This window comes from Methylotetracoccus oryzae (genome assembly GCF_006175985.1).
Classification (GTDB): Bacteria; Pseudomonadota; Gammaproteobacteria; order Methylococcales; family Methylococcaceae; genus Methylotetracoccus; species Methylotetracoccus oryzae.
In genome coordinates this window covers 15,222-38,589 of the sequence record NZ_SRSH01000008.1, presented here as the reverse complement: position 1 = coordinate 38,589, position 23,368 = coordinate 15,222, and the positions used below count along the sequence as shown (strand labels likewise).

Genomic DNA, 23,368 nt, shown 5'->3' with positions numbered 1-23,368 from the left:
ACGCGACCTCAGAAACCGGCGTGAAACCAGCCGAGATATGCGTCGATCAGGGCCTGCCCCCAGCATAAGTGGATGAATCCCGCTGCGGCCAGGTAGGGACCGAACGGCAGCGGCTTGCCGCGTTCATGACCGGCGAACAGGATCATGGCCGACCCGACCACCGCGCCGAGAGTGGACGAGATCAGCACGATCACGGGGATCGCTTGCCACCCCAGCCAGGCCCCGAGCAGCGCCAGCAGCTTGAAATCGCCAAACCCCATCCCCTCCTTGCCCGTCGCCAGTCGAAAAAGCTGATAGACGCCCCACAGGGCCAGATAGCCGGCAGCGGCGCCGATGATGGCATCGCGCGGTTCCACGAACCAGCCCGTGAGGCTGAGCAGCAAGCCCAGCCACAGCCCCGGGCCGTTGATGGCATCCGGCAGCAACTGATGCTCCAGGTCGATCGCACTCAGGACGATCAGCATTCCACTCAACACCAGCGCCGCCAAGCCGGGCCAGGAGGCGCCGAAGCGCCAGGCCACGAGCACCGCGATCCCGGCCGTCAGGGCTTCGATGACGGGGTAACGGAGGGGAATACGCACACCGCAGGCGCGGCAGCGTCCTCGCAGCAACAGGTAACTGACCATGGGGATGTTCTCCCAGGGTCGGATCGGTGCTCGACACGCCGGGCAGAAAGAGTTCGGCCACAGCAGATTGATGTCCGGCGCCGTTTCTGCGGCCGCTTCCTGACCCAGGTACAACTGGCAATCGCGCCGCCAGCCACGCTCCAGCATACGCGGCAACCGGAAGATCACGACGTTCAGGAAACTGCCGACCAGGAGCCCGATCACTCCGGCCAGCACCAGCACCGCCGCCTCCGGCAACGCCTGCACTTCACTCATCATTGCATCGGTCCCTACACCACCGAGCCCAGTTTGAAGATGGGCAGGTACATCGCCACCACGAGGCCGCCGACGACAATGCCGAGGAAGGCCATGATGAACGGCTCAATCAAGCTGCTGAGGGCGTCCACCGCATTGTCGACTTCCTCCTCGAAGAAATCCGCGACCTTCGCCAACATGCCGTCCAGCGAGCCGGATTCCTCGCCGATGGCCACCATCTGGATGACCATGTTGGGGAACAGATTGGCCTGGCGCATCGCGAGTTGGAGCTGATGCCCCGTCGCGACTTCATCGCGGATGTGCAACACGGCGTCGGAGTAGATCACGTTCCCGGTCGCTCCGGCAACCGACTGCAACGCCTCGACCAGCGGCACGCCCGCCGCCGACATCGTCGACAAGGTACGGGCAAACCGGGCGACCGCGGCCTTGTTGAGGATCACGCCGATGATCGGGATCTTGAGCACGAGTCTGTCCAGCATATGGTTGAACGCGACCGAGCGTCGCTTCAGGCGCACGAATACGAAACCCACGGCGGCGATCACGCCCAGCAGCACATACCACCACTCCTGCAACCATTTCGACAGATCGATGACCATCCGCGTGAACGCCGGCAGATCCGCGCCGAAGCCCCTGAACAGCTCTTCGAATTGCGGCACGACGAACAGCAGCAGGATCGTCGTGACGATCACGGCGACGACGATGACGGCGGTGGGATAGAACAAGGCCTTCTTGATCTTGCCCTTCAGCGACTCGGTCTTCTCCTTGTAGTCGGCCACTTTGTGCAGCAGGGTCTCGAGCACACCCGCCTGCTCACCGGCATTCACCAGGTTGCAGAACAGTTCATCGAAATGCTCCGGAAACTTCGCGAGCGACTCGCGCAAGGTGCTGCCGCCTTCGATGTCCGCCTTGATCGCGAACAACATGTCCTGCATGCTCGGATTTTCGTGACCACGCCCCACGATGTCGAAAGCCTGCACGAGCGGCACACCGGCACTCAGCATCGTTGCGAGCTGACGGGAAAACACGGCGATGTCCTTCGGCTTGATCGGCTTCTTGCGCGGCCCGAACAAAGGCTTGGCCTTCTTTTTCGCCTTGATCACCTTGATGCCCTGCCGCCGCAACTCGGCCTTCACCAGCGCCTCGCTGCGACCGGGCAGTTCGCCCTTGATCCGGGCCCCGTTGCGGTCGATACCCTCCCAGGCGAACAGGTCGAGCGTTTCCTTGGGCATGCCGGTCACTCCCGTGTCACGCGTTCGATCTCTTCGAGACTGGTCATGCCGGACTTGACCTTCCGCAGCCCCGACTGGCGCAGCGTTGCGACCCCTTCGCGGGCGGCCTGCGAACCGATCTGGATCACATCGCCCCCCGACAGAATGATGCGGTTGATCTCGTCGGAAATGGGCATGACCTGAAACAGACCGACGCGCCCCTTGTAACCCTTGATGCAGCGGTCGCAGCCGACCGGACCATACACCGGGAAGCCGTCTAGCTCGTGCTCGGCGAAGCCGGCCGCGATGAGGATTTCATGCGGCAGCGTCAGTTCCTTCTTGCAGTGGTCGCACAACCGCCGGGCAAGGCGCTGCGCCATGATCAGCAGCACCGATGACGCGATGTTGAAAGGGGGGATCCCCATTTGCATCAGCCGGTTCAGAGTCTGCGGCGCATCGTTGGTGTGCAGTGTCGACAACACCATATGGCCGGTCTGCGCCGCCTTGACGGCGATCTCGGCCGTTTCGAGGTCGCGCACCTCGCCGACCATGATGATGTCCGGATCCTGTCGGAGGAAGGCGCGCAGCGCCTCGGCAAAGGTCAGCCCCGTCTTGACGTTGACATTGACCTGGTTGATGCCGCCGACGGTGATCTCGACGGGATCTTCGGCCGTCGAGATGTTGCAGTCGCCGCGGTTCAGAATGTTCAGCGCGGTATACAGGGTCACGGTCTTGCCGCTGCCGGTGGGTCCCGTCACGAGCACCATGCCATACGGCTTGTTGATCGCGGTCAGGAAGGCCTCCTGCTGCGCCGGCTCGAAACCGAGTCGCTCGATGCCAATCTGGGCCTGCGCCGGATCGAGGATGCGGAGCACGACCTTTTCACCGAACAGCGTGGGACAGGTGTTGACGCGGAAATCGATCGCCCGCGTGCGCGACACCGACATCTTGATGCGGCCGTCCTGAGGCACGCGCCGTTCGGCAATGTCCATGCGTGACATCACCTTGAGCCGGGCGGTGATTCGCGATGCGAGGTTGGCCGGAGGACTGGCGACCTCATGCAGCATGCCATCGTGGCGGAACCGGATCCTGAAGAACTTCTCGTATGGCTCGAAGTGAATGTCGGACGCGCCCTTCTTGATCGCGTCCACCAGGATCTTGTTGACGAAACGCACGATCGGCGCGTCGTCGATCTCGTTCGGTTCGGCGTCGCCTGCTGGGTCTTCGTCACCGGCCGAGATCTGAAGATTGTCGAGGTCGCTGTCCAGAAGATCGGCGATACGCGTATCGGCCGCATCGAGCACCGCCTCGACGAAACGCGACAGCTTCTCCTCTTCGACGACCACGCATTCGGTCGCCAGGCGCGTCTGAAACTTGACCTCATCCAGACCATGGAAGTCAGTCGGATCGGACAGCGCGACGAACAGGCGGTTGCCACGTCGGTAGAGCGGCAGGATACGGTGCTGCCTGATCAGCCGCTCGCTGATGAGCTTGACGGGCGCCATCTCCACCAGAAAGGCATCCAGGTCCAGCAGCGGCAGGCCGAATTCACGCGACACGATCTCGGCGATGGTGCGGCCTTCAAGGCGCTTGCTGCCGACCAGATACGAAACCAGCGACATCTTCTGTTCTGCCGCCTCGGCGCAGCAGGCCTGCGCCGTAGGGTCGGTCAACACGCCCTGCCGGACCAGGCATTGCGCCAGCCCGCTAAGCGGCGTTGGGGTAGTCACAACGGTCATGTACGCAGTCTCTGCAAGGCTTGAAATCCGTCCCGGCGCCGACGATCAGAACTTAAGCATAGACAGCGCCTGAAGCGGCACCACCGCCCTGCTCCGTTGACCTGCAAGCGGCGCACCGGCCGCTCACCGCAGCGCGCCGATCTTGTGCTTCTGGGCCTCCAGTTCGGACAGGCTGGCCTGAAGGTCGCGCAGCCGGAGTCGCTCTTTCTCGACCACCGCCGGCGGTGCCTTGGCAATGAATGAGTCATCGCTCAACTTGCCTTCCAGCCGCGGCAACTCCTTGCCGATCCGTGCGATCTCCTTGTCCAGTCGTACGAGTTCGGCATCCACATCGATCAGGCCCTTGAGGGGTATCAGTACCTTCATGTCACCGACCAGGGCCATCGCGGCTTCCGGCGCCTGGGCGTCCGGTTCAAGCCAAACGATCGCCTCGAGCCGCGCGACGCTCTCGATGGTGCGACGATGCCGCTCGACACGCTCGCGGTCGGCGCCCTGCGGGCTCTGCATCAGCACGGGCAAGGGCCGGCCCGGTGCGATGTTCATCTCGCCGCGGATGCGCCGGACGCCCATGACTACCTCCATCAACCAGGCCAGTTCGTGTTCGATCGATGGATCGACCAGCGCCGGCTCCGCTTCGGGGTACGGTTGCAACATGATCGTCGCACCGGTCTTTCCCGCCAGCGGTGCAACCCGTTGCCAGATCTCTTCGGAGACGAAAGGCATGATCGGATGAATCAGCCTCAGTGTGGCTTCGAGTACGCCGACGAGGGTCCGCCGCGTCGCGCGCGCGCTCAGCGGATCGTCACCCTGCAACTCGATCTTGGCGAGTTCCAGATACCAGTCGCAGTACTCGCTCCATACGAAGTCGTACAGCGCCTGCGCCGCGAGATCGAAGCGGTAGCTGCCGATCGCGTCGGTCACCGCCTGCGTCACCCGCTGCAGTCGGCTGAGGATCCAGCGGTCGGGGGCACCGAGCGCGGTCCCGGGTGGGAGATCGGCAAGATCCTGCCCTTCGGTATTCATCATCACGAAGCGGGCCGCATTCCAGAGCTTGTTGCAGAAATTGCGGTAACCCTCGACGCGCTTCAGATCGAAGCGGATGTCGCGGCCGGTCGATGCCAGCGAGGCGAATGTGAAACGAAGCGCATCGGTCCCGAACGACGGAATACCGTCCGGATAATCCTTGCGGGTCTGCTTCTCGATACGGGCCGCCATCTGCGGTTGCATCAGCCCCTGCGTGCGCTTCGCGACCAGCGCGTCGATGCCGATGCCATCGATCAGGTCGATCGGGTCGAGCACGTTACCTTTCGACTTGGACATCTTCTGCCCTTCGGCGTCGCGGACCAGCCCGTGGATGTAGACCTCATGGAACGGCACATCGCCCATGAACTCGATGCCCATCATGATCATCCGGGCCACCCAGAAGAAGATGATGTCGAAGCCCGTCACCAGTACCGAGCCCGGGTAGAACGTAGCGAGCTCAGGTGTCCGCTCGGGCCAACCCAGGGTCGAGAACGGCCACAAGGCGGACGAGAACCACGTATCGAGCACGTCGTCGTCCTGCCGCAGCGCGACGTCGGGACCGAGACCGTGGGACTGGCGCACGGCATCTTCGCTGAGACCAACGTACACCTCGCCATCGGCATCGTACCAGGCGGGAATCCGGTGGCCCCACCAGATCTGGCGGGAGATGCACCAGTCCTCGATGTTGTTCATCCACTGGAAATAGGTGTTCTTCCAGTTGTCCGGTACGAAGCGCATGCGGCCGTCCTGCACCGCGGCAATGGCCGGCTCGGCCAGCGGCCTGGCCTTAACGAACCACTGGTCGGTCAGCAGCGGTTCGATCACCACGCCCGTCCGGTCGCCGCGCGGCACCATTAGCTTGTGGTCGACAATGGCCTCCATCAGGCCCAGTTCGTTCAGGTCGTGCACGATGCGGTCGCGCGCCTCGTATCGGTCCAGGCCGTGGTAGCGCTCCGGGATGTCGGCCAGCGGCAGGATCGCCGCGCTGGGATCCAGCACGTTGATCATGGGCAGCCCATGCCGCACGCCGATCGCGTAGTCGTTGAAATCGTGGGCCGGCGTGATCTTCACGCAGCCGGAGCCAAATTCCGGGTCGACGTAATCGTCGGCGATGACGGGAATCTCGCGGCCGGTCAGCGGGAGCCGGATGGATTTTCCGACCAGATGTCGGTAGCGGTCGTCGTCGGGGTTCACCGCGACAGCCGTATCACCCAACATTGTCTCGGGGCGCGTGGTCGCGACCACCAGATGGCCCGAGCCGTCGGCCAGCGGGTAGCGCATGTGCCAGAGATGGCCGCTTTCCTCCTGAGAGACGACCTCAAGATCGGACACCGCCGTGTGCAGCACCGGATCCCAGTTGACCAGACGCTTGCCGCGATAGATCAAGCCCTTCTCGAACAGGCGGACGAACACTTCCCGGACGGCCTCGGAAAGGCCCTCGTCCATCGTGAACCGCTCGCGGGTCCAGTCCAGAGAGGCGCCCATGCGGCGCAACTGCTGCGTGATCGTGCCGCCGGACTCGTGCTTCCACTCCCAGACCTTGGCGACGAAAGCCTCGCGCCCCAGGTCGTGTCGGGACTTCTCCTGTTGGGCCAGTTGCCGTTCGACGACCATCTGCGTCGCAATACCGGCATGGTCCGTGCCTGCCTGCCACAGCGTGCGGCAGCCGCGCATGCGCTGGTAACGGATCAGCGTGTCCATGATCGTGTCCTGGAAGGCATGCCCCATATGCAGGCTACCCGTCACGTTCGGCGGCGGGATCATGATGCAGTAGGCTGGCCCATCGCCTGCCGGTGCGAAGTAGCCGCTGTCTTCCCAGCGCCGATACCAGGCTTTTTCGATGGCGTGTGGTTCGTAAGTCTTTTCCATGGATTGACGGTTCGGGTGAATTCGCGTTGTCGTAACGGAGGGCCTGGCTATCGGTGCATCGGTATCACAGCATACCGGCCGCGGGCCATCAGGCTGGATCGTCCTTGTCGGCGAGTTGGTGCGTTACCGGCGTATGGCCGCGATCGCGATAGAACCGATAGCGGCGGCGCCCGGCATCCCGGCACGCCGCATCCGCATCGACGATCTCGGCGATGCGCTCGAAGCGCTCGTACGCGTCGGGAATGGCTTCGGCAAGGTGGATCAGGACATCCTCGCTGAACGGCGGCGCAGGTCGATACCCCACCAGCACGGGCACCTCCGGGGCGCCCTCGCCCAACCAGCGGGCGTGCGGCACGAAGCTATTCTGCTTGAAGGTCCACAGCAGTTCATCGACGGCCACTTCGTCCTGGGCCGTCGCGGTCTGCAGGTACACCCGGTGACCGGCGCGATAGGCCTTCTCGGCCAAGCGGCATGCGGTCAGCTGCCGGGCGTGGGAGGTCGCGCTGGGCAGCACGTAGAAATCGATGCGCGTCATGCCACGCCTTCGATCAGGTATTGCATCAGCAGCGGCACCGGCCGGCCGGTCGCCCCCTTGTCCTGACCGGTCTTCCAGGCCGTGCCGGCGATGTCGACATGTGCCCACGGGAAGTCCTTGGCAAACCGCGACAGGAAGCAGCCGGCCGTGATCGCACCGCCGTCCGGACCACCGATATTCGCCAGGTCGGCGAAGTTGGACTTGAGCTGTTCCTGGTACTCATCCCACAGCGGGAGCCGCCAGACCCGATCCCAGCAACGTTCGCCGGCCTGGAGCAGCGCCTCGCACAGCGCATCGTGATTGCCCATCAGTCCGCTGGGATGACGTCCGAGCGCGACGATGCAGGCGCCGGTCAGGGTCGCTATATCGATGACGGCGGCGGGATTGTAACGCTTGGCATAGGTCAACGCATCGCAGAGCAGCAAACGCCCTTCAGCATCGGTGTTCAGGATTTCGATGGTCAGACCCGCCATGCTCTCGACGACGTCCCCAGGCTTGTTCGCATTGCCATCGGGCAGGTTTTCGGACGCGGGCACCAGACCGATGACATTGAGCGGCAACTGCAGCTTTTCGACTGCGGCCAGCACGCCGATCACGCTCGCTCCGCCGCACATGTCGTACTTCATCTCGTCCATGTTCGCAGCGGGCTTCAGCGAAATGCCGCCGGCATCGAAGGTCAGGCCTTTTCCGATCAGCACCACCGGCTTCGCCTTGGCGGGACCACCGTGGTATTCCATGATGATCAGCCGCGGCGGCTGGCGGCTGCCCTTCGCGACCGACAGGAATGCCCCCATCCGCAGTGCTTCGAGCTGGGTCTCGTCCAGCACCTCGACCTTCAATGCCGGGTGATCGCCCATCAGCTTCGCAGCTTCCGTCCCGAGGTAGGTCGGCGTGCACACGTTGCCCGGCAGATTGGCGAGGTCGCGAGCGAGGCGCATGCCGTAGGCGATGGCCTCACCTTCACGCACGCCACGCTCGGCCGCGGCCTTGTGGGCTTTCTCGATCACGAACGTGACCGCGCCGAGACGCACCGGCTTGTCGTCGGCTTCCTTTTTGAGTCGCGCAAAACGATAGGTACCACTCTCGATGATCTCGACCGCCAGCCGAACGGTCGCGCGTGCATCCAACACCCGCTCGCCGATGCTGAGCTCCGGCAGCCATAGCGCCGCATTCTTGGCCTTGCTATCGCGCAAGGCCTTGACTGCCGCGACAAGCCCCTTGCGGATCTTCGCGATGTCGAGCGCCTCTCGCTTCCCGAGCCCCAGCAACAGCAGGCGCTCGCAGCGGGCGCCCTCGACGCCATCGAGCGGATTGATCAACAGCGTCTCGCCTACTTTCCCCTCGAAGTGATCGCGCTTCGCCAGCTTGACGATGCTATCGGCTAAGCGTTCCTCAAGCGCGCCGAGCGTCGTGGGCCACTTGCGCTCTTCGTAGCAACCCAGCACCAGGCAGTCGCTGGGGACGCGGTCCGGGGCATCGGTCTTAAGGTGATAGTCCATGATAAAATCCGTGATCGAGGGTTTCAGATGAGCCGTAAGCGTGTTCGGGTTGCCGGCCAATCGCGGAGACCCCGGATCCGGCCACAAGCTGTTTAGCTTACTTATGAAATCCCTGCCCTTCAAACCGCGAGCTCGCCTGCGCCCGCAGTTGCCTGCGCTGCTCGACCGGATGCTGCTCGTGGATTTGGCCCGCACCCTGGCGGCCATCCTCTCGGTCCTGGTGATCATCATCGTCAGCCGCAAGTTCCTGGGCATCCTCGCGCGGGCCATCGAAGGCGAGGTTTCGGGCGGAACGCTGTCCACGCTGCTCGCGCTGAAGATTCTGTCGGCCACCTCCATGCTGTTGCCCCCGGCCTCGTTTCTGGCGGCCCTGGTCGTCTTGGGGCGACTCTATCGCGATAGCGAGATGGCCGTGCTGGCCGCAGCCGGCTTTGGCCCGGCCCGCACCTACCAATCCCTGATGTGGTTCGTACTGCCGGTCTCGATCCTGGGAGCCGTCCTGGCCTTGCAGGTCATGCCGTGGTCGGAGCGTCAGGCCCAGGCCCTGATGAAACGCGATGAGCAAGGTGCCGATCTCAGGGGCATCAAGGCCGGCCGCTTCAACGAGTTCAGTCGGGGCGACGTGATCCTCTATGCCGAGGAACTGGCAGACGATGGCTCGATGCGCAACATCTTCGTTCAGAGTCGCAGCGGCGAGCGCACCGGCGTCGTCATCGCCGAGCAGGCGCGGCTCACGACCAACGACAATGAAGAACACTTCGTGCTGCTCAGCTATGGTACGCGCTACCAGGGTGTCCCCGGCCGCGCGGACTTCGTCGTCAGTGAGTTCGAACAGTATGCCGTGCGCATCGACGATCCGAATCCGACCAGCCGCGGCACCGAGCGGGAAGGCCGGGACAGCCTGAGCCTGCTCCGGTCGGGGACGCCGCGGGAGCTCGCCGAGTTGCAGAAACGGCTGGCGATACCCCTGGGCATCCTGGCCCTGGGCCTGCTGGCCGTGCCGCTGGCCAAGGTACCGCCACGCGCGGGCGCCTGGGGCAATATTCTCAAGGCTTTCCTGATCTACATCGCCTACGAAAACCTGCAAAAGATCTCCCATGGCATGCTGATCTCCCAAAAAGCCCCGCTCCCGGTTGCGTTCGGAGCAGCCTATGTCGCGGTTGGACTGTTGACCCTGGCCATCCTCATCCGGCAAGTCGGCTGGCGCTGGTTCCTGTCGAATCTCGGGTTCAGGATCAAGGCATGAAGATACTTCACCGCTACATTGCGACCCAGGTAGTCGGCGGCTCCATCCTCGCGACGCTGATTCTGCTCGCACTGCTGAACTTTTTCAGCTTCACCGACGAACTCGGCGAACTCGGCGACGGCGACTACGGCCTCGGTTCGGTCTTTCTTTATCTGACGCTGACCTCGCCGCGCAACTTCTACGAGCTCATTCCTTCGGGCGCGCTGCTCGGCAGTCTGGTCACGCTCGGCGCCCTGGCGAACAACCGCGAACTCGTCGCGATGCAGGCGGCCGGCGTATCGCGTCCGCGCATCATCTGGGCCGTCTTGCGCGGCGGCATCATCATCGCCTTCGTGACGGCGCTGATCGGTGAATACGTGGCACCGATCAGCGAGCGCACCGCGACCGAACTGAAGGCGGCGGCACTGCGGCAGCAGATCGCCTCACGCACCAAATACGGCTTCTGGCTAAGAGACGGCAACGTCTTCATCAATATCCGCGAGATCGCCCGGCAGGAGAATCTGGGCGACATCAACATCTTCGAACTCAGCCCCTACGGTCGCCTGGACTCGGCTTCCCATGCCAAGCGCGCGATCTATGACGGGGAGAAATGGCGTCTGAAGAAACTGACCCGGACGCAGTTCGGCCTGGACGAAATCAAGGTCGACAGCACCCCTGAAGCGGACTGGTCATCGGTGCTGGCGCCGGACCTGCTGAACGCCTTCGTCATCCGGCCGGAAAACCTGTCGGCCGTGGACTTGTCGAATTACATCGATTATCTGCAGGAAAACGGACAAAAGTCCCTGGCCGTGGAGCAGGCGTTTTGGGGACGCATCGTGAACCCGCTGGTCACGCTGGTGATGCTGTTGGTCGCGGTGCCGTTCGTGCTCGACTATCGACGCGATGTTAGCGCCGGCCAGCGCATCGTGATGGGTGTGACGCTCGGTATCGGTTTCTACCTGTTCGACAAGGTGTTCGGTCACCTCGGGCTGATCTACGACATGAATCCGGTGTTCTCGTCCGCGTTCCCGGCGACGCTGGCGCTGGGCCTCGCGCTGTTCGCGATCTGGCGGACCTCGACCAGTTGAGTCCGACGAGATCGGCGGCTCAGGTACGGGACGAGAGCCCGCGCGACGAACTGGGCTCGAACTCGATCCGGGTGCCCGACAGTCGGTCGTGCCAAGCCAAGCCATCGGGATCGACCATGATCCACCAGTAGCCCAGCCCGAAGCACGCGAACGACAGCAGCGCGGAACCGAAGCGGAGTGCGGCACGCGCCCACCCCACCGCCATCCCGTCCGCGGTGCGGAGGCGCAAGCGCCAAGCCTTCATGCCCAGCGTCTGCCCGCCGTGCGTCCAGAACCAGCCCACGAAACCAAAAGATACGAGCCCAAGGTAGACCGGGTAGGCCCATTGCCCCGAGCCGAAAGCGTGCCCCCCATTCAACGGCAGGATCAGCGCCGTCGCAACGAACAATACCGCGAGCAGCAGCAACAGATCGTAGACCAGGCCGGCGAGGCGCCGCAGCAGCGACTTCACTTTCCACATGGGTGGGTCAGTTGGCTTGCCGCCCCTGCCCAGGCTCGCCGAACCGGCATGGCGACCACGCGCACCACCGCCTGGCCGGCGCGTCGCCCGCTAACGGAAACGGTGTGGTCACCGCCAGTCGACCGATTACGCCGACCCGGCGGCATCATTGGGCCGCGGCGTCGCGAAGGTCGCGCCGAAGAACATGGACAGATAGATCAGGCCCGCGATCAGCACGATCGATAGCAGCACGGGCGGGCGCACGATCGGCAGGAACATCAGGATCCCGACGTCCGCCACCAGCAGGCTCGTCAGGACCGGGTGTGCCAAGAAGCCTTCGAGCCTGATTTTGAACATCGCTGCAACCCCCGCTCCTTGATCTTTTCGTTATGGTCGGTGTGGCCACCAGGATTCGGCGGCCGGTCTCATTTCCCCGTCTGGGGCATGGTCAATTTACCAGACGACGCCGGCTCCGGAAAACACCAAGCGCCGGGGACACGATCCGCGCGCCCCACGCCTTAGGGCACACGGGCCGCCGTCACGACCGCAGCAGATAGTCAGCAACGAGACTTGCGAATACCGCCGCACCCAGCCAGTGGTTGTTCAGGAAGGCGGCGAAACAGCCCGCCCGCTCTCGTTTGGCGATCAAGACCTGCTGATAGACGCTGAGGGCCGCGGCAACACCGAGACCGGCGAGATAGCAGACCTGCAGGCCCTGTTTCCGACCGACGGCGTATAGCATCAGTAGCATGAAGGCCTGCAACATCGCGATCGTGATCCGGTCCAGATCACCGAAAAGAATCGCCGTCGACTTGACGCCGATCTTCAGATCATCCTCGCGATCGACCATGGCATACATGGTGTCATAGATCAGCGCCCACAGAATCGTCGCGCCGTAGAGACTCCACGCCACTTCGGGCACGGTGCCGGTCTCGGCCGCAAAGCTCATCGGCACCGCCCAGCCGAAAGCGAGCCCGAGATAGGCCTGCGGGATGTAGGTGTAGCGTTTCATGAACGGGTAACTGGCCGCCAGAAACGCGCCGGGGACCGACAGGGCGACCGTCAACGGATTCGTCGTCAGCACCAGCGCGAACGCGATCAGGCACAGGGCAACGAACAGATACAGGGCCTCGCGGGGCGACACCAGGCCGGCAGCGATGGGCCGCCCCTGGGTACGCTCGACATGGGGGTCGATTTCACGATCGGCGTAATCGTTGATGACGCAACCCGCCGCACGCATGAGCACGACGCCGGCCACGATCACCGCGACGACCGATGGCTTGGGCCTGCCTTCGCCGGCGATCCAGAGGGCCCACATGGCCGGCCACAACAGCAGGAAGATGCCGATCGGCCGATCGAAACGCATCAGACGCCAGTACAGCCGAATGCGTTCGAACGGGCGCCGGCTGGCTTCAGCCCGAGTAACCATGCGCCTCATCCTCCAGGCGAAACAGTGCGGGGAGAAAAAACTCGCACACCAGCAAGCGCTGGCGGCCGATCCGATACAGCGCACGCCGCCCCCACACCGTAGCCCCGCCGGCATCGGCCAACGGCGGCAAGCCGTGCCATTGCCCCGGCTGGACCCGCGCGAATTCGAGTGCGAGACGTGTCAGATCGGGATTGGTGAACAGCCAGTCACCGAGCGGGCGCTGACCGAGCCGGATCAGCGCTGCATGCCGGCCGCGCAACATGCCACGCGGCATCAGGCTGCGCGCGACGATCAGCGGCCGGTCCCCGGCGAGCAGTGCGACCTCGCGGGTCCAAACCCGTCTTCGCGGATGACTGCGGAGCCGTGCGGCCTCGCCATGGAACGGTTGCCGCCATGCTTCGCCCAGTACGGCAACCCGGAACGAGGAGCCGCACAGCGCGCGCAGACGACGGGTCAGCGAACCTTGTTCCTGCAGCCAGTTCCTGAGACTTGGATGCTCCCTGGCCGACAGGCCGGAGAGGGTCACGCCGAAGCGCGGTTCGAACTTCAGCAGCAGACTTCGATGACGCAAGGTGGCTAGGTCCAGCGAAAGGGCGCGAGTATACCAAAACGGCGCCGCGCTTCCGTCCAGCCGCCGCGCCATCTCGTTCGAGTGCAGACGCGATGTCCGCTACAATCGCCGCCATTCCCTTCCGGCCAAGGCAGCCCCATGAATCTGGAAAAGGTCGTATTCGGTTTCTTCATCGTGCTCGCGGCGACGCTGAATTTCGGCTTTTTCATCGGTGATATCGATCACCCCGAGCATCACGCAGTGAACATGCTGTTCGCGACGATCGTCGTGAACCTGATCGCGACGGTGCTGAAGCTCGGCGATCGCACGCAGATCGGCGCCATTCATTTGTCCACCAGCCTGGTGGCCGATCTGCAGCTCATCGCAGCCGCAGTGGTCTGGGGTATTGCCGTCCACGTGCATCAGACCGGGTTCACGCCGCAAACGGCCATATCGGTCGTGTCGTTGTCGGGCGGCGCCTTGCTCGCCAACATCATTTCGGTCGTGCTGCTGATTTCGGAAACCATCATGCTGCGACGCTAGGCACACGATGCCGCCCTCTTCCCTGTTCCTGGTTCTTCGGCGCCTGCGCGCGCCGCTGATCGCGCTGATCCTGATCTACGCGTTGACGATCGTCGGTCTGGTGATCATTCCCGGGGCCGACGAACGGGGCCACCCGGTACGCATGGATTTCCTGCACGCCTTCTATTTCGTCAGCTATACCGCGACGACGATAGGTTTTGGCGAGATACCCCATGCCTTTACGGACGCGCAGCGCTTGTGGGTCACGTTCTGCATCTACCTGACCGTGATTGGCTGGAGCTACGCCTTCGTGAAGCTGCTGGCGCTGCTACAGGATCCCTGGTTTCGTCAGGCGTTGCTGACCCAGCATTTCAGGCTGCAGGTTCAGCGACTGACGGAACCGTTCTGCATCGTCTGCGCCTACGGCGACACGGGCAGCCTGTTGTGCCGTGCGCTGGACGACCTGGGACGCCGCTTTGTCGTCATCGACCTGGAAGCCGCCCGCGTAGCAGAGGTCGACGTTGCCGGATACCGCATGGACGCACCCGCGCTGACGGGCGATGCGTGCAACCCCGAGATACTGCTGACGGCCGGACTCCGCCATCGCTGCTGCCACGCCGTGCTGGCACTGACGAACGATGACCGGGTCAATCTGGCCATCGCCGCAGCCGCCCGACTGCTGAATCCGGACATCACGGTACTCGGTCGGGCCGACAAGCCGGCTACGGCTGCCGATATGGCGCTGTTCCGGGTCGACCACCTGATCGATCCTCACCGGAAATTCGGCGATTATCTGGCGATGGCCATCGAGTCGCCGGGATCGTACCAGCTCCAGCAGTGGCTGACCGGGATGCCCGGCACCAGCCTGGGCCGTCAGACGGAACCGCCGCGCGGGCACTGGATCGTGTATGGCGAGGGTCTGTTCGCGGATGCGGTCACGCAACGCCTGCAAAGTCTGGAAATGACCGTGGTCAGCCGACTGACCTCACGCAGCGCGCACACTGCCGGCGTTGCAGAACCCCCGCGTGAGTGGACCGACGCCGCCGCAAGCACCCGCTCGCTGTCCGATCTGATCGCTTCCGCGAACATCGACAGCGCCCTCGGCTTCGTCGCCGGCAGCGATGACGACATCCGCAATCTGTCGATCGTCGTCGCTGCGCGGCAAATGAAACCTGACCTGTTCTTCGTCGTGCGCCAGAACCGCGAAATCTCGCAAGCGCTGTTCGAGGCCTTCCAGTCGGACATCACGGTGACCTCGTCCGCGGTCGTGGTGCATGAATGCCTGGCACGCCTCAACACGCCCCTTTTACCCCGCTTCCTGAGCCATGTCGCGACGCAGAATGATGCGTGGGCGGATGCGACCTTGCTGAAACTACGCACGTGCGTCTCGCGGGAAGTGCCTACCATCTGGACCGTCGAACTGACTGATTCGGCTGCACCGGCCTGTGTCGATCTCCTTCGCCTGCCCTCTGTCGTGCTGCGGCTGGACCACCTGATCCGCGATCCGGATAACCGCGAGGCGCATCTACCCAGCGTCGCGTTGATGATCACCCGCCGTGACGGGACCGAATTGATCATGCCGCCATCCGACATCGCGCTGGAAATCGGCGACCATATCCTGTTCGCCGGTACACCCACCTGTGAGCGCCGTCAGGCCATCGCGGTGTTGAACGTCAACGTGCTGCAGTATGTGTATTTCGGCCGGTACGTACCAACCAGTTGGGTCTGGCGCAAAGCCCTGAACGGCTGGAAGGGCGCGTCCGCCTGAACGCGGCGCAAACCCGGGCGGGCAGAGGCAACCGCGGTGGAGAGAGTGCCAAGCAGCACCGGGGGAAAGAGGCCGTGGAGTCAGGCCTGGACCGCCGGGGTCCGCCCCGGCGGTCCAGGTAAACGTCACACGAGAAGACCATCTCGTGGAAACACAATTCGTAAGTGGCCGAAAGCCCGGGCGCAAGCAGTTGCCCGGCGGGAACTCTCCAGTGGCGAGGAGATAACGGATGCGATCGGCACCCGCTCGCGCCGCTGAGTGCGCGGCGGGGCCTTGTTGCCCGCGCCGCGCCGTGCGAAGAACATCAGGGAGTCGCGGTCACCTCGACCAGCGAGAAATCGTCGACCCAGACCGTTCCGCCGGGCCCGTTCCACACCTGCACCAGGATGGTGGCGGCATTCGCCGGCGTCACGAACGTGAGGCTGCGTTCCTCATAGTTCGTGCCGAAAGGCACTAGATTCCTGCTCGCGCCGGGGATCTGATTCCACTGCGCATCACGGTATCGGATTCCAGCAGCAGCCCAATGCGCCACATCCACCCGACCGACAGCCCGGAGTGTATATGTCGTATTCGGCTTCACGGGAATCGTCTGCCCGCCGCCTTGCACCGCGATCACCCGGCCGACCCAGCTGCCGCCGCGCAACTCGTCGCGCACCAGTTCCAGGGAATTGGCCCAGCTGTCCCACGGTGCCAGCGTGCCCGTCTCGAAATCACCGTTCACTACCAGGTTCGAAGGCGGAACGACGATCGGCGGCGCCGGGTCCTCGAAGAACTGCACTGGACCGCCGGGACCGACACCGCGACTGTTGACCACCAGGAAGCCCGAACGACCGTCGAGATCGTGGTCGATGGCAGCAACACGTCCGCTATCACCCACAGCCGACGAAGCGACGGCTTCGTGCACGAAGACACCCGTCCCGTTGTTCCGCAGCAGCATGTCGGGCAGGTTGGGCTTGTCTATCGGATTCGTGGTCGAGACGTAAATGTCCAGATCGGCGTCACCGTCGACATCGGCCGCAACAGCGTCGTACATGTTCGTACCCCCGATGACCTGGGGCTCGCTGAAGCTCCATCCACCCCGGCCGTGGAAAATGCTGACCGCTTGCGGGGTGACGACGACGAGGTCGGGTTGACCGTCCTTGTCCACATCGGGCGCCAACACGCTGCGGGTATATTTGTCCAACCCTAAGCCGGCCGCCATTTCCGCGAAACCCGTACCTGCCGTGTTGCGGAACATGTAAAGTCGACCCCCGCCGCACACCAGCAGGTCATCGAAACCGTCCTTGTCCATATCGACGGGGTAGACGCAGTAGCCACCCAGTTCGGCGGTGAAGCCCGGTAGTTCCAACTCGGCGAAATGGGTCCCCGCCTGATTCACATAGAGACGGTTCGCGCTGGGAATGCCGTCGGCTCGCGGGAAGTGATTACCGACGAACAGATCGGGAAACTCGTCGCCATTGAAGTTGAACCAACCGACGGAGCGCCCGCGACCATAGGGATCGATCGCACCCCAGGCAGCCCCCTGCTCCTGAAATGACCCATCGGGCTGCTGTATCCAAAGCTGGTTTGCCTTCATGGCCGTACCATGCGATGCGCCGCGCGCGCAGTAGAGGTCCAGGCGACCGTCCACGTTCGGGTCGCCCCACTGGCAATCCAGCCGGTCACGGATACCGAAATCGATACTGAAGTCCTCGACGAAACTTCCGCCGACATTCTTGTAGAGGCGGAACGGCACCGCCCAGCGCCGATTCAACAGAATATCCGGCCACCCATCACCATTGTAATCGGCGACCGCCATGTGATACGCAGGTGTATTCTCGGCAATACCCACCTCCGCGGCGATGTCGACCAAACCCTCATCCCCGGCAGCCAAAAGCGGCATGCCTGCCGTCCACAACCCAGCCAGAATGGCCATTCGTTCGCGTCTTTGCTTTGCTTCCATCTATACCAGCCCCCCAATCTCTCGATAAAAAAATGGACCCAAACACGTTGCCGGGCCTACGACTCGATGCGGGGACCACCTCCGGACAAGCAAAGAGATTGAGGCACCTTTCAAGCACCCCCATCCCTTCCCGTGATGACCCTGGCTCCGAACCAGAAGGCGTTTAAGCAATTAATGCGCCAGCTCCAACGATCAGCGTGGACCATCATCTGCTGATCTGCCTCGGCGAATCGGCTTCTTGACTAATGAGCGTGAGGTTTGGCCGGAGGCCCCGTTTAGCGACACTCACGCCCCTACCTCGATCGCGCACCATGTCAAAGCCACGGGCAATTCGCCCAGATACCTTTTGTCGGGCGTTCGCGGATCCAGCGCAATCGGCCGTGACGTAACGCTGAACCATTGCCTCACAGACCGGCATCGCGGGCGCGCAAACTCGGCGCTGTCTCCGCAATCCGAACACGATGGGCGCGGCACCACCGGGCTCGGCATGCCCGGACGAACACCAACCGCCCGTAGGCGGCGACTACTACTTTCGCAGGATCATAACCCGAGACAACAGACCGGAAGCAATTACTCATCAGGAAACAGCCTGCTTACCGCTTTGGTAAGACAGACATCAACCTAGAGACTTAAGCCTCGCCTCGCATACCCATGTCGCCAAACCCCGACAGCAATCCCAGCTGCGCGCGGAGGCCATTGGTTATCTCAACGCTCGCCTACACGCGGCGGTTTGCCACGTTCTATGCAAAACATCCGAAGCGAGTGAGTCAATAGACGGCAGGCTAACTGCATGTTCCCGACGCTCCCTGACACGAGCAGAGCAGGCGCGCGTCGCCTTTCCACGACATTTTGGGATCTTGACGATCGCGGAATGATCCGAAATCCGCTCAGCACCCTGTGCAAATCAACGCCACGCCATGAACAGGTGTGCTTTTTGCTTACTTCTTTTGGCATATCCCGGGCACCGAAAATGCGCCCCGGAGCCGACTCAAGATCGAGCGGGCTCAGTGCGCCCTGGAGCCGCTGGCAGCCCTCGACCATCGCAGAACGAGCGCGAAAGGCCGCGGTCCGCTGGCACACGACAGAGTCGGCTGAGCCGATGCATGAGCCCGCTGCGAACTTAGCAAAGCCATGGAGGGAGAGTATTCCGAACTGCCAAGACCACGCCACATCGGTCGACTTCCATCTTCGACGATCTATGTAACCTGGGGGGGTTATACAGCATGAGTCTAATTCGACGACTGCGTTTATCGCTGTTCTCTTTTTTCATCCTTTCGCCCGTCGCGGGCGCCGTTCAAATCTCGGTAGCGCAGCTGGATTTTGGCAGCGTCGCGGTATTCGCGACGAGCCCACCAAAGACGATTACATTAACCAATACCAATGCAACCAAGCGCGAGAAAGTCTCGAGCTTCACTATCTCCAAAGGCGATTTCAAGCGGGTCTACAGCAACTGCCCTGAGTTTCTTCAGCCACTGAAGAGTTGTTACTGGCAGCTATCTTTCAACCCCTCGGACTTGGGTCAGCGTTCCGCGACGATCACGCTGTGGACGACCTTCGGAACCTATCGCAGCACGCTTAGCGGTCGCGGTGTAATCGCACCATCGGCACGGTTTGGCCCAAAGAAATGGCATCCGGGTCATTACATGCAGATCCCGGGTGGCCGCAGCCCGCAATGGCTCGAGTCGATCATCCAGGTACCGGAAATGCAGGGCGCTCTGCTGCAATACGACTGGTCCGCTTTGGAACCATCTCAAGGCGTTTATGACTTTTCGGCGATCGAAAATGAGCTTGCCATTCTGAAAGCCAATGGCAAGCGGATGGCCATCATGGTCACCGACAAGGAGTTCAAGGGACGGACGGATTGCGTACCTATCGACATGCAGACCGACCCCACTTACCAGGGCGGCGAGATGTTCACCTACGATTCAGCCGGTGAAATCACGGGGTGTATCGCAAAACGCTGGATACCGTCGGTGATGGACCGCTTCATCGCGCTGCATCGGGCACTGGGCGAACGCTTCGACACCGAGCCGTATTTCGAAGCAGTGACCACCGAGGAAACGGCTGCGATCAATGGGCCTGTGCTGGATGGGTTGACCAACCGGGAATATGTCGACCAGTTGAAGCGCCTGGGCTCGGCCATGGCGGAGGCCTATCCGCATACCCTGGCAGAAATCTGGGTGAACTGGACGACGGAGCCCTACACCACGGAACTGGTAAACCACCTCTACCATAACGGGATCGGGATCGGGGGGCCAGACACCACACCGACCCGGCTTACGCAAACGATTACCGTGTTGACGTCGCAATACGCGGGTCGCATGCCCATGCTGACGGCGGTACAACCGACCTGGCTGACGTGGAAGATAGATCCGATCGGCACGGGCGCGCTGACCCTGGGCGATGTATTCGACTTTGCGATATCGCGGACCGGTGCCGCCGCTACGCACTTGTACTGGTGGTATTTCGAGAAGAAGGACACCAACAATTCGTACGACTTCTACGACACCGTGGATCTGATTCGCGCCAGGGGCGGCGCCATCAACCGTAACTGCCCCGCCGACCTGATCTGCGATACCGACTGAGCAGGGCCGCAACTGCGGTCATCTCGCCAGGCATCGTCCGAAGACCTGTCCATCGGGCGATACCTGGCAAGGCTCAATACGCGATCGGCTCTCGGCAGGCGCGGACCGGGCTCAACCGTCAGCAGACGGATCGAAGCGGGCACCGCGCGGTGCCCGGAGGACTCACGGCAACATTAGACGTTGAAGCGAAAATGCACGACATCCCCGTCGCGCATGACGTAATCCTTCCCTTCCAGCCGCCACTTCCCTGCTTCCTTGGCGCCCTGCTCGCCGGCGAACTGGATGAAGTCGTCGTAGGCGATGACCTCGGCACGAATGAAGCCCTTCTCGAAATCGGTATGAATCACACCGGCCGCCTGAGGTGCTGTCGCCCCTACCGGAATCGTCCAGGCCCTAACCTCCTTCACACCCGCAGTGAAGTAGGTCCACAAGTTGAGCAGGCGGTAACCGGCACGCACGACCCGGTTCAGGCCCGGCTCCAGAAAACCCAGCGCCTGCATGAATTCTTCCCGCTCGGCATCCTCGAGCTGGCTCAGCTCGGCCTCGACGGCGGCGCACACCGGCACCACCTCGGCACCTTCCTGGGCCGCCAGTTCGCGGACCTGTTCCAGCAGCGGGTTGTCCTCGAAGCCGTCCTCGGTCACATTGGCGAGGTACATGGTCGGCTTCGCGGTCAGCAGGTGAAGGTCACGGATCAGCGCCCGCTCGGCCTCCGACAGCTTCGCCGCCCGGACCGCGACACCGCGATCGAGTTCCGCCAGCAAATGCTCGACCAGGGCCTTGCGCGCAAGTTCGTCCTTGTTGCCCGACTTCGAGGCTTTGACGGCCCGCTGCAGAGCTTTGTCCAGAGTTCCCATGTCAGCCAGCGCAAGCTCGGTGTTGATCACCTCGATGTCCGAGGCGGGATCAATGCGGCCGGACACATGGATGACATCGTCGTCTCGAAAGCATCGGACGACGTGCCCGATCGCATCGACCTCGCGGATATGCGCCAGGAACTGGTTGCCCAGGCCCTCTCCCTTGGAGGCTCCCGCGACCAGACCCGCGATGTCGACGAACTCGATCGTTGTGGGGATGGTCGCCTGCGGCCTGACGATCGCCGCGAGTGCATCGAGGCGCGGATCGGGAACGGCGACCACCCCGACATTCGGATCGATGGTGCAGAAGGGATAATTCTCCGCGGCGATGGCGGCGCGCGTTAGCGCGTTGAACAGCGTGGACTTGCCGACATTCGGCAAGCCAACGATTCCGATATGGACACCCATGTTGTTGTCGGTTTCCTCAGTCCTTGGGCGCGCGCCAGTAGCGATCCTCGAAGCGGACGATATCGTCCTCCCCCAGATAGCTCCCCGACTGCACCTCGATGATTTCGAGCGGGATCGCTCCCGGATTCTCGAGGCGGTGTCGGACGCCCACAGGAATGAACGTCGACTCGTTCTCGGTCAGCAGAAAGGTTTCTTCGCCCCGCGTAACGCGGGCCGTACCCTTGACGACCACCCAGTGCTCAGCACGATGGTGGTGTAATTGTAGCGACAAGGTCGCGCCCGGCTTCAGGCTCAGGCGCTTGACCTGATAACGGGTACCGTTGTCGATGGACTCGTAGTTCCCCCAGGGCCGATGCACCTGGCGATGGAAAACGTGCTCGTGGCGCTCCGCCACCTTCAGATACTCGGTCACGACCTTGATGTCCTGAGCCTTGTCCTTATGTGCGACCAGCACCGCATCAGTCGTTTCCACCACGACCAGGTTCTCGACGCCGAGCGCCGCCAGAAAGCGTCCCTGAGCATATAGGAGGCAGTTGCGGGAATCCTTCGAGAACACATCACCATAGGTCACATTGCCGTCCGCGTCGCGCGCCTTTAAGTCGCTGATGGCGGACCACGAGCCGAGATCCGACCATCCGACATCCAGGGCCAGAACCGCGGCGGTGCGTTCCCGCTCGGCCTCGTCCAAACGTTCCATCACCGCGTAGTCGATCGAGTCGCTGGGGCAGGCAGCGAACAGCTCACGATCCACTCGGATGAAGTCGCCCTCCCGACTTGCCTCGGCGAAGCAGAGCCGGCACTGAGCATCGATATCGGGGCGATGCCGGGCGATCGCATCGAGCCAGACGCTGGCCTTCATGACGAACAGACCGCTGTTCCACAGATAATCGCCCGAATGCAGGTAGCCGGTAGCCGTCTCCAGGTCAGGTTTCTCGACGAAGGCATTCAGCACGTAGGCATTCTGCCCCAGGGGGCGGCCCTTCCGAATATAGCCGTAACCTGTTTCGGGACGGTCGGGCACGATGCCGAAAGTCACCAGCATCCCATTCGCCGCCAACTCGACCGCTGCGGCGACTCTCTTTCGAAATTCCGCATCCTGCTGGATGTGATGGTCCGAAGGCATCACGATCAGCACCGGATCGCTGCGCCCATCCGCCGTCGCCTGCAACGCAGCCAGAGTCATGGCGGGCGCGGTATTACGACCCAGAGGCTCCAGCACGATCGGGGCGGACTCGAAGCCAATCTCGCGCAACTGCTCGGCCACGAGGAAACGGTGCAATTCGTTGCAGATCACGAGCGGCTTCCCGACCCGAATCGGCTGACCCGCAGCCGCTTCGTCGAGCGTTGCGATGCGCGCCACCGTGTTCTGCAACAGGGTCTGGTCGCCGATGAACGATAGAAATTGCTTCGGAAAAGCCTCGCGGGAATACGGCCACAGGCGGGTCCCCGAACCACCCGACAAGATCACCGGGAAAACGTCTATCGTCATGCTGAGCGACTCCTTTACGCGACGAATAAGCCGGAATTGTAACCCAGCCGCAGAACCCCCGCGCGCAGCGGACGCCCCCCACTTAACTCCGACCGTCGTCACAGACGGATCGGGTCAGCGCAGTGACGTCACCACACGCATCAGCTGTCCGGGGGTGAACCCCCCCGAAGCATCGCCCCTTGGTTATAATGCCTGCGAGAATCTAAGCGACAGGCTGTGCGAAGCGTGGCCCCACACCGAAACCGATGTCGATCGATCTCCAGGGAACATTACGGGGATGATGCGAAGCAAGGCTGCCGATCGGAACCGCCG

At 62.9% G+C, this 23,368-nt stretch carries 18 protein-coding genes; 5 read left to right on the top strand and 13 right to left on the bottom strand.

All coding sequences use genetic code 11. The annotated features are described in order from the left end of the window. Nucleotides 1-8: 8 nt before the first annotated feature. The 6 genes from BWR02_RS09510 to BWR02_RS09485 form a co-directional block, all read right to left on the bottom strand. Nucleotides 9-881, bottom strand: a complete 873-nt coding sequence (locus tag BWR02_RS09510) for a prepilin peptidase (protein WP_236102091.1) — start codon at nt 879-881, stop codon at nt 9-11. Nucleotides 882-895: 14 nt separating this feature from the next. Beyond that, the gene (locus BWR02_RS09505; RefSeq protein WP_139557511.1) at nt 896-2,110 is read right to left on the bottom strand and encodes a type II secretion system F family protein; all 1,215 of its coding nucleotides are present in this window, start codon (nt 2,108-2,110) and stop codon (nt 896-898) included. A gap of 5 nt (nt 2,111-2,115) precedes the next feature. Further along, on the bottom strand, nt 2,116-3,828 hold the full coding sequence (gene pilB, locus BWR02_RS09500; RefSeq protein ID WP_139557510.1) for a type IV-A pilus assembly ATPase PilB: 1,713 nt from the start codon (nt 3,826-3,828) through the stop codon (nt 2,116-2,118). A gap of 123 nt (nt 3,829-3,951) precedes the next feature. Beyond that, nucleotides 3,952-6,720 carry a valine--tRNA ligase gene (locus tag BWR02_RS09495; RefSeq protein WP_139557509.1) on the bottom strand — a complete coding sequence of 923 codons (2,769 nt, stop codon included), beginning with the start codon at nt 6,718-6,720 and terminating at the stop codon, nt 3,952-3,954. A gap of 88 nt (nt 6,721-6,808) precedes the next feature. Then, complete coding sequence (locus tag BWR02_RS09490; protein ID WP_139557508.1) at nt 6,809-7,255, bottom strand: DNA polymerase III subunit chi; 447 nt, start codon at nt 7,253-7,255, stop codon at nt 6,809-6,811. Continuing rightward, the gene (locus BWR02_RS09485; RefSeq protein WP_139557507.1) at nt 7,252-8,754 is read right to left on the bottom strand and encodes a leucyl aminopeptidase; all 1,503 of its coding nucleotides are present in this window, start codon (nt 8,752-8,754) and stop codon (nt 7,252-7,254) included. The genes BWR02_RS09490 and BWR02_RS09485 overlap by 4 nt, the downstream gene beginning before the upstream one ends. A gap of 103 nt (nt 8,755-8,857) precedes the next feature. On the opposite strand from BWR02_RS09485, the gene lptF reads away from it, so the two are divergent. Beyond that, on the top strand, nt 8,858-10,000 hold the full coding sequence (lptF, locus tag BWR02_RS09480; RefSeq protein WP_236102089.1) for an LPS export ABC transporter permease LptF: 1,143 nt from the start codon (nt 8,858-8,860) through the stop codon (nt 9,998-10,000). After that, nucleotides 9,997-11,067, top strand: coding sequence for an LPS export ABC transporter permease LptG (gene lptG / locus BWR02_RS09475; RefSeq protein WP_139557506.1), 1,071 nt, complete (start codon nt 9,997-9,999; stop codon nt 11,065-11,067). Before lptF ends, lptG begins: the two co-directional genes overlap by 4 nt. 19 nt (nt 11,068-11,086) lie before the next feature. Here lptG and BWR02_RS09470 read toward each other — a convergent pair whose 3' ends face one another. The 4 genes from BWR02_RS09470 to BWR02_RS09455 all read right to left on the bottom strand — a co-directional run bounded on the left by BWR02_RS09470 (nt 11,087) and on the right by BWR02_RS09455 (nt 13,506). Then, nucleotides 11,087-11,527, bottom strand: a complete 441-nt coding sequence (locus tag BWR02_RS09470) for an RDD family protein (RefSeq protein WP_139557505.1) — start codon at nt 11,525-11,527, stop codon at nt 11,087-11,089. Nucleotides 11,528-11,653: 126 nt separating this feature from the next. Continuing rightward, nucleotides 11,654-11,863 carry a hypothetical protein gene (locus BWR02_RS09465; RefSeq protein ID WP_139557504.1) on the bottom strand — a complete coding sequence of 70 codons (210 nt, stop codon included), beginning with the start codon at nt 11,861-11,863 and terminating at the stop codon, nt 11,654-11,656. Nucleotides 11,864-12,044: 181 nt separating this feature from the next. Next, nucleotides 12,045-12,935 carry a 4-hydroxybenzoate octaprenyltransferase gene (ubiA, locus tag BWR02_RS09460; RefSeq protein WP_139557503.1) on the bottom strand — a complete coding sequence of 297 codons (891 nt, stop codon included), beginning with the start codon at nt 12,933-12,935 and terminating at the stop codon, nt 12,045-12,047. Then, nucleotides 12,919-13,506: a chorismate--pyruvate lyase family protein gene (locus BWR02_RS09455; protein ID WP_162560088.1), complete on the bottom strand. Its 588-nt coding sequence runs from the start codon at nt 13,504-13,506 to the stop codon at nt 12,919-12,921. Before BWR02_RS09455 ends, ubiA begins: the two co-directional genes overlap by 17 nt. A gap of 138 nt (nt 13,507-13,644) precedes the next feature. Between BWR02_RS09455 and BWR02_RS09450 the strand changes: the two genes are divergently transcribed. Beyond that, entirely contained in the window at nt 13,645-14,028 is a 384-nt protein-coding gene (locus tag BWR02_RS09450; RefSeq protein ID WP_139557501.1) for a DUF6394 family protein, read from the top strand. A gap of 7 nt (nt 14,029-14,035) precedes the next feature. Then, nucleotides 14,036-15,775, top strand: a complete 1,740-nt coding sequence (locus BWR02_RS09445) for an NAD-binding protein (protein WP_139557500.1) — start codon at nt 14,036-14,038, stop codon at nt 15,773-15,775. Between the two features lie 304 nt (nt 15,776-16,079). Here the strand turns inward: BWR02_RS09445 and BWR02_RS09440 are convergent, their stop codons facing one another. Next, complete coding sequence (locus tag BWR02_RS09440; RefSeq protein ID WP_162560087.1) at nt 16,080-17,657, bottom strand: FG-GAP-like repeat-containing protein; 1,578 nt, start codon at nt 17,655-17,657, stop codon at nt 16,080-16,082. A 1,283-nt stretch (nt 17,658-18,940) separates the two neighbouring features. Between BWR02_RS09440 and BWR02_RS09435 the strand changes: the two genes are divergently transcribed. Continuing rightward, entirely contained in the window at nt 18,941-20,302 is a 1,362-nt protein-coding gene (locus BWR02_RS09435) for a choice-of-anchor D domain-containing protein (RefSeq protein WP_139557498.1), read from the top strand. 173 nt (nt 20,303-20,475) lie between these two features. Here the strand turns inward: BWR02_RS09435 and ychF are convergent, their stop codons facing one another. Next, nucleotides 20,476-21,567 (bottom strand): redox-regulated ATPase YchF, encoded by a 1,092-nt coding sequence (gene ychF / locus BWR02_RS09430; RefSeq protein WP_139557497.1) that lies wholly within the window; start codon nt 21,565-21,567, stop codon nt 20,476-20,478. A gap of 16 nt (nt 21,568-21,583) precedes the next feature. Continuing rightward, nucleotides 21,584-23,056, bottom strand: a complete 1,473-nt coding sequence (locus BWR02_RS09425) for a mannose-1-phosphate guanylyltransferase/mannose-6-phosphate isomerase (RefSeq protein WP_139557496.1) — start codon at nt 23,054-23,056, stop codon at nt 21,584-21,586. Nucleotides 23,057-23,368: the final 312 nt, after the last annotated feature.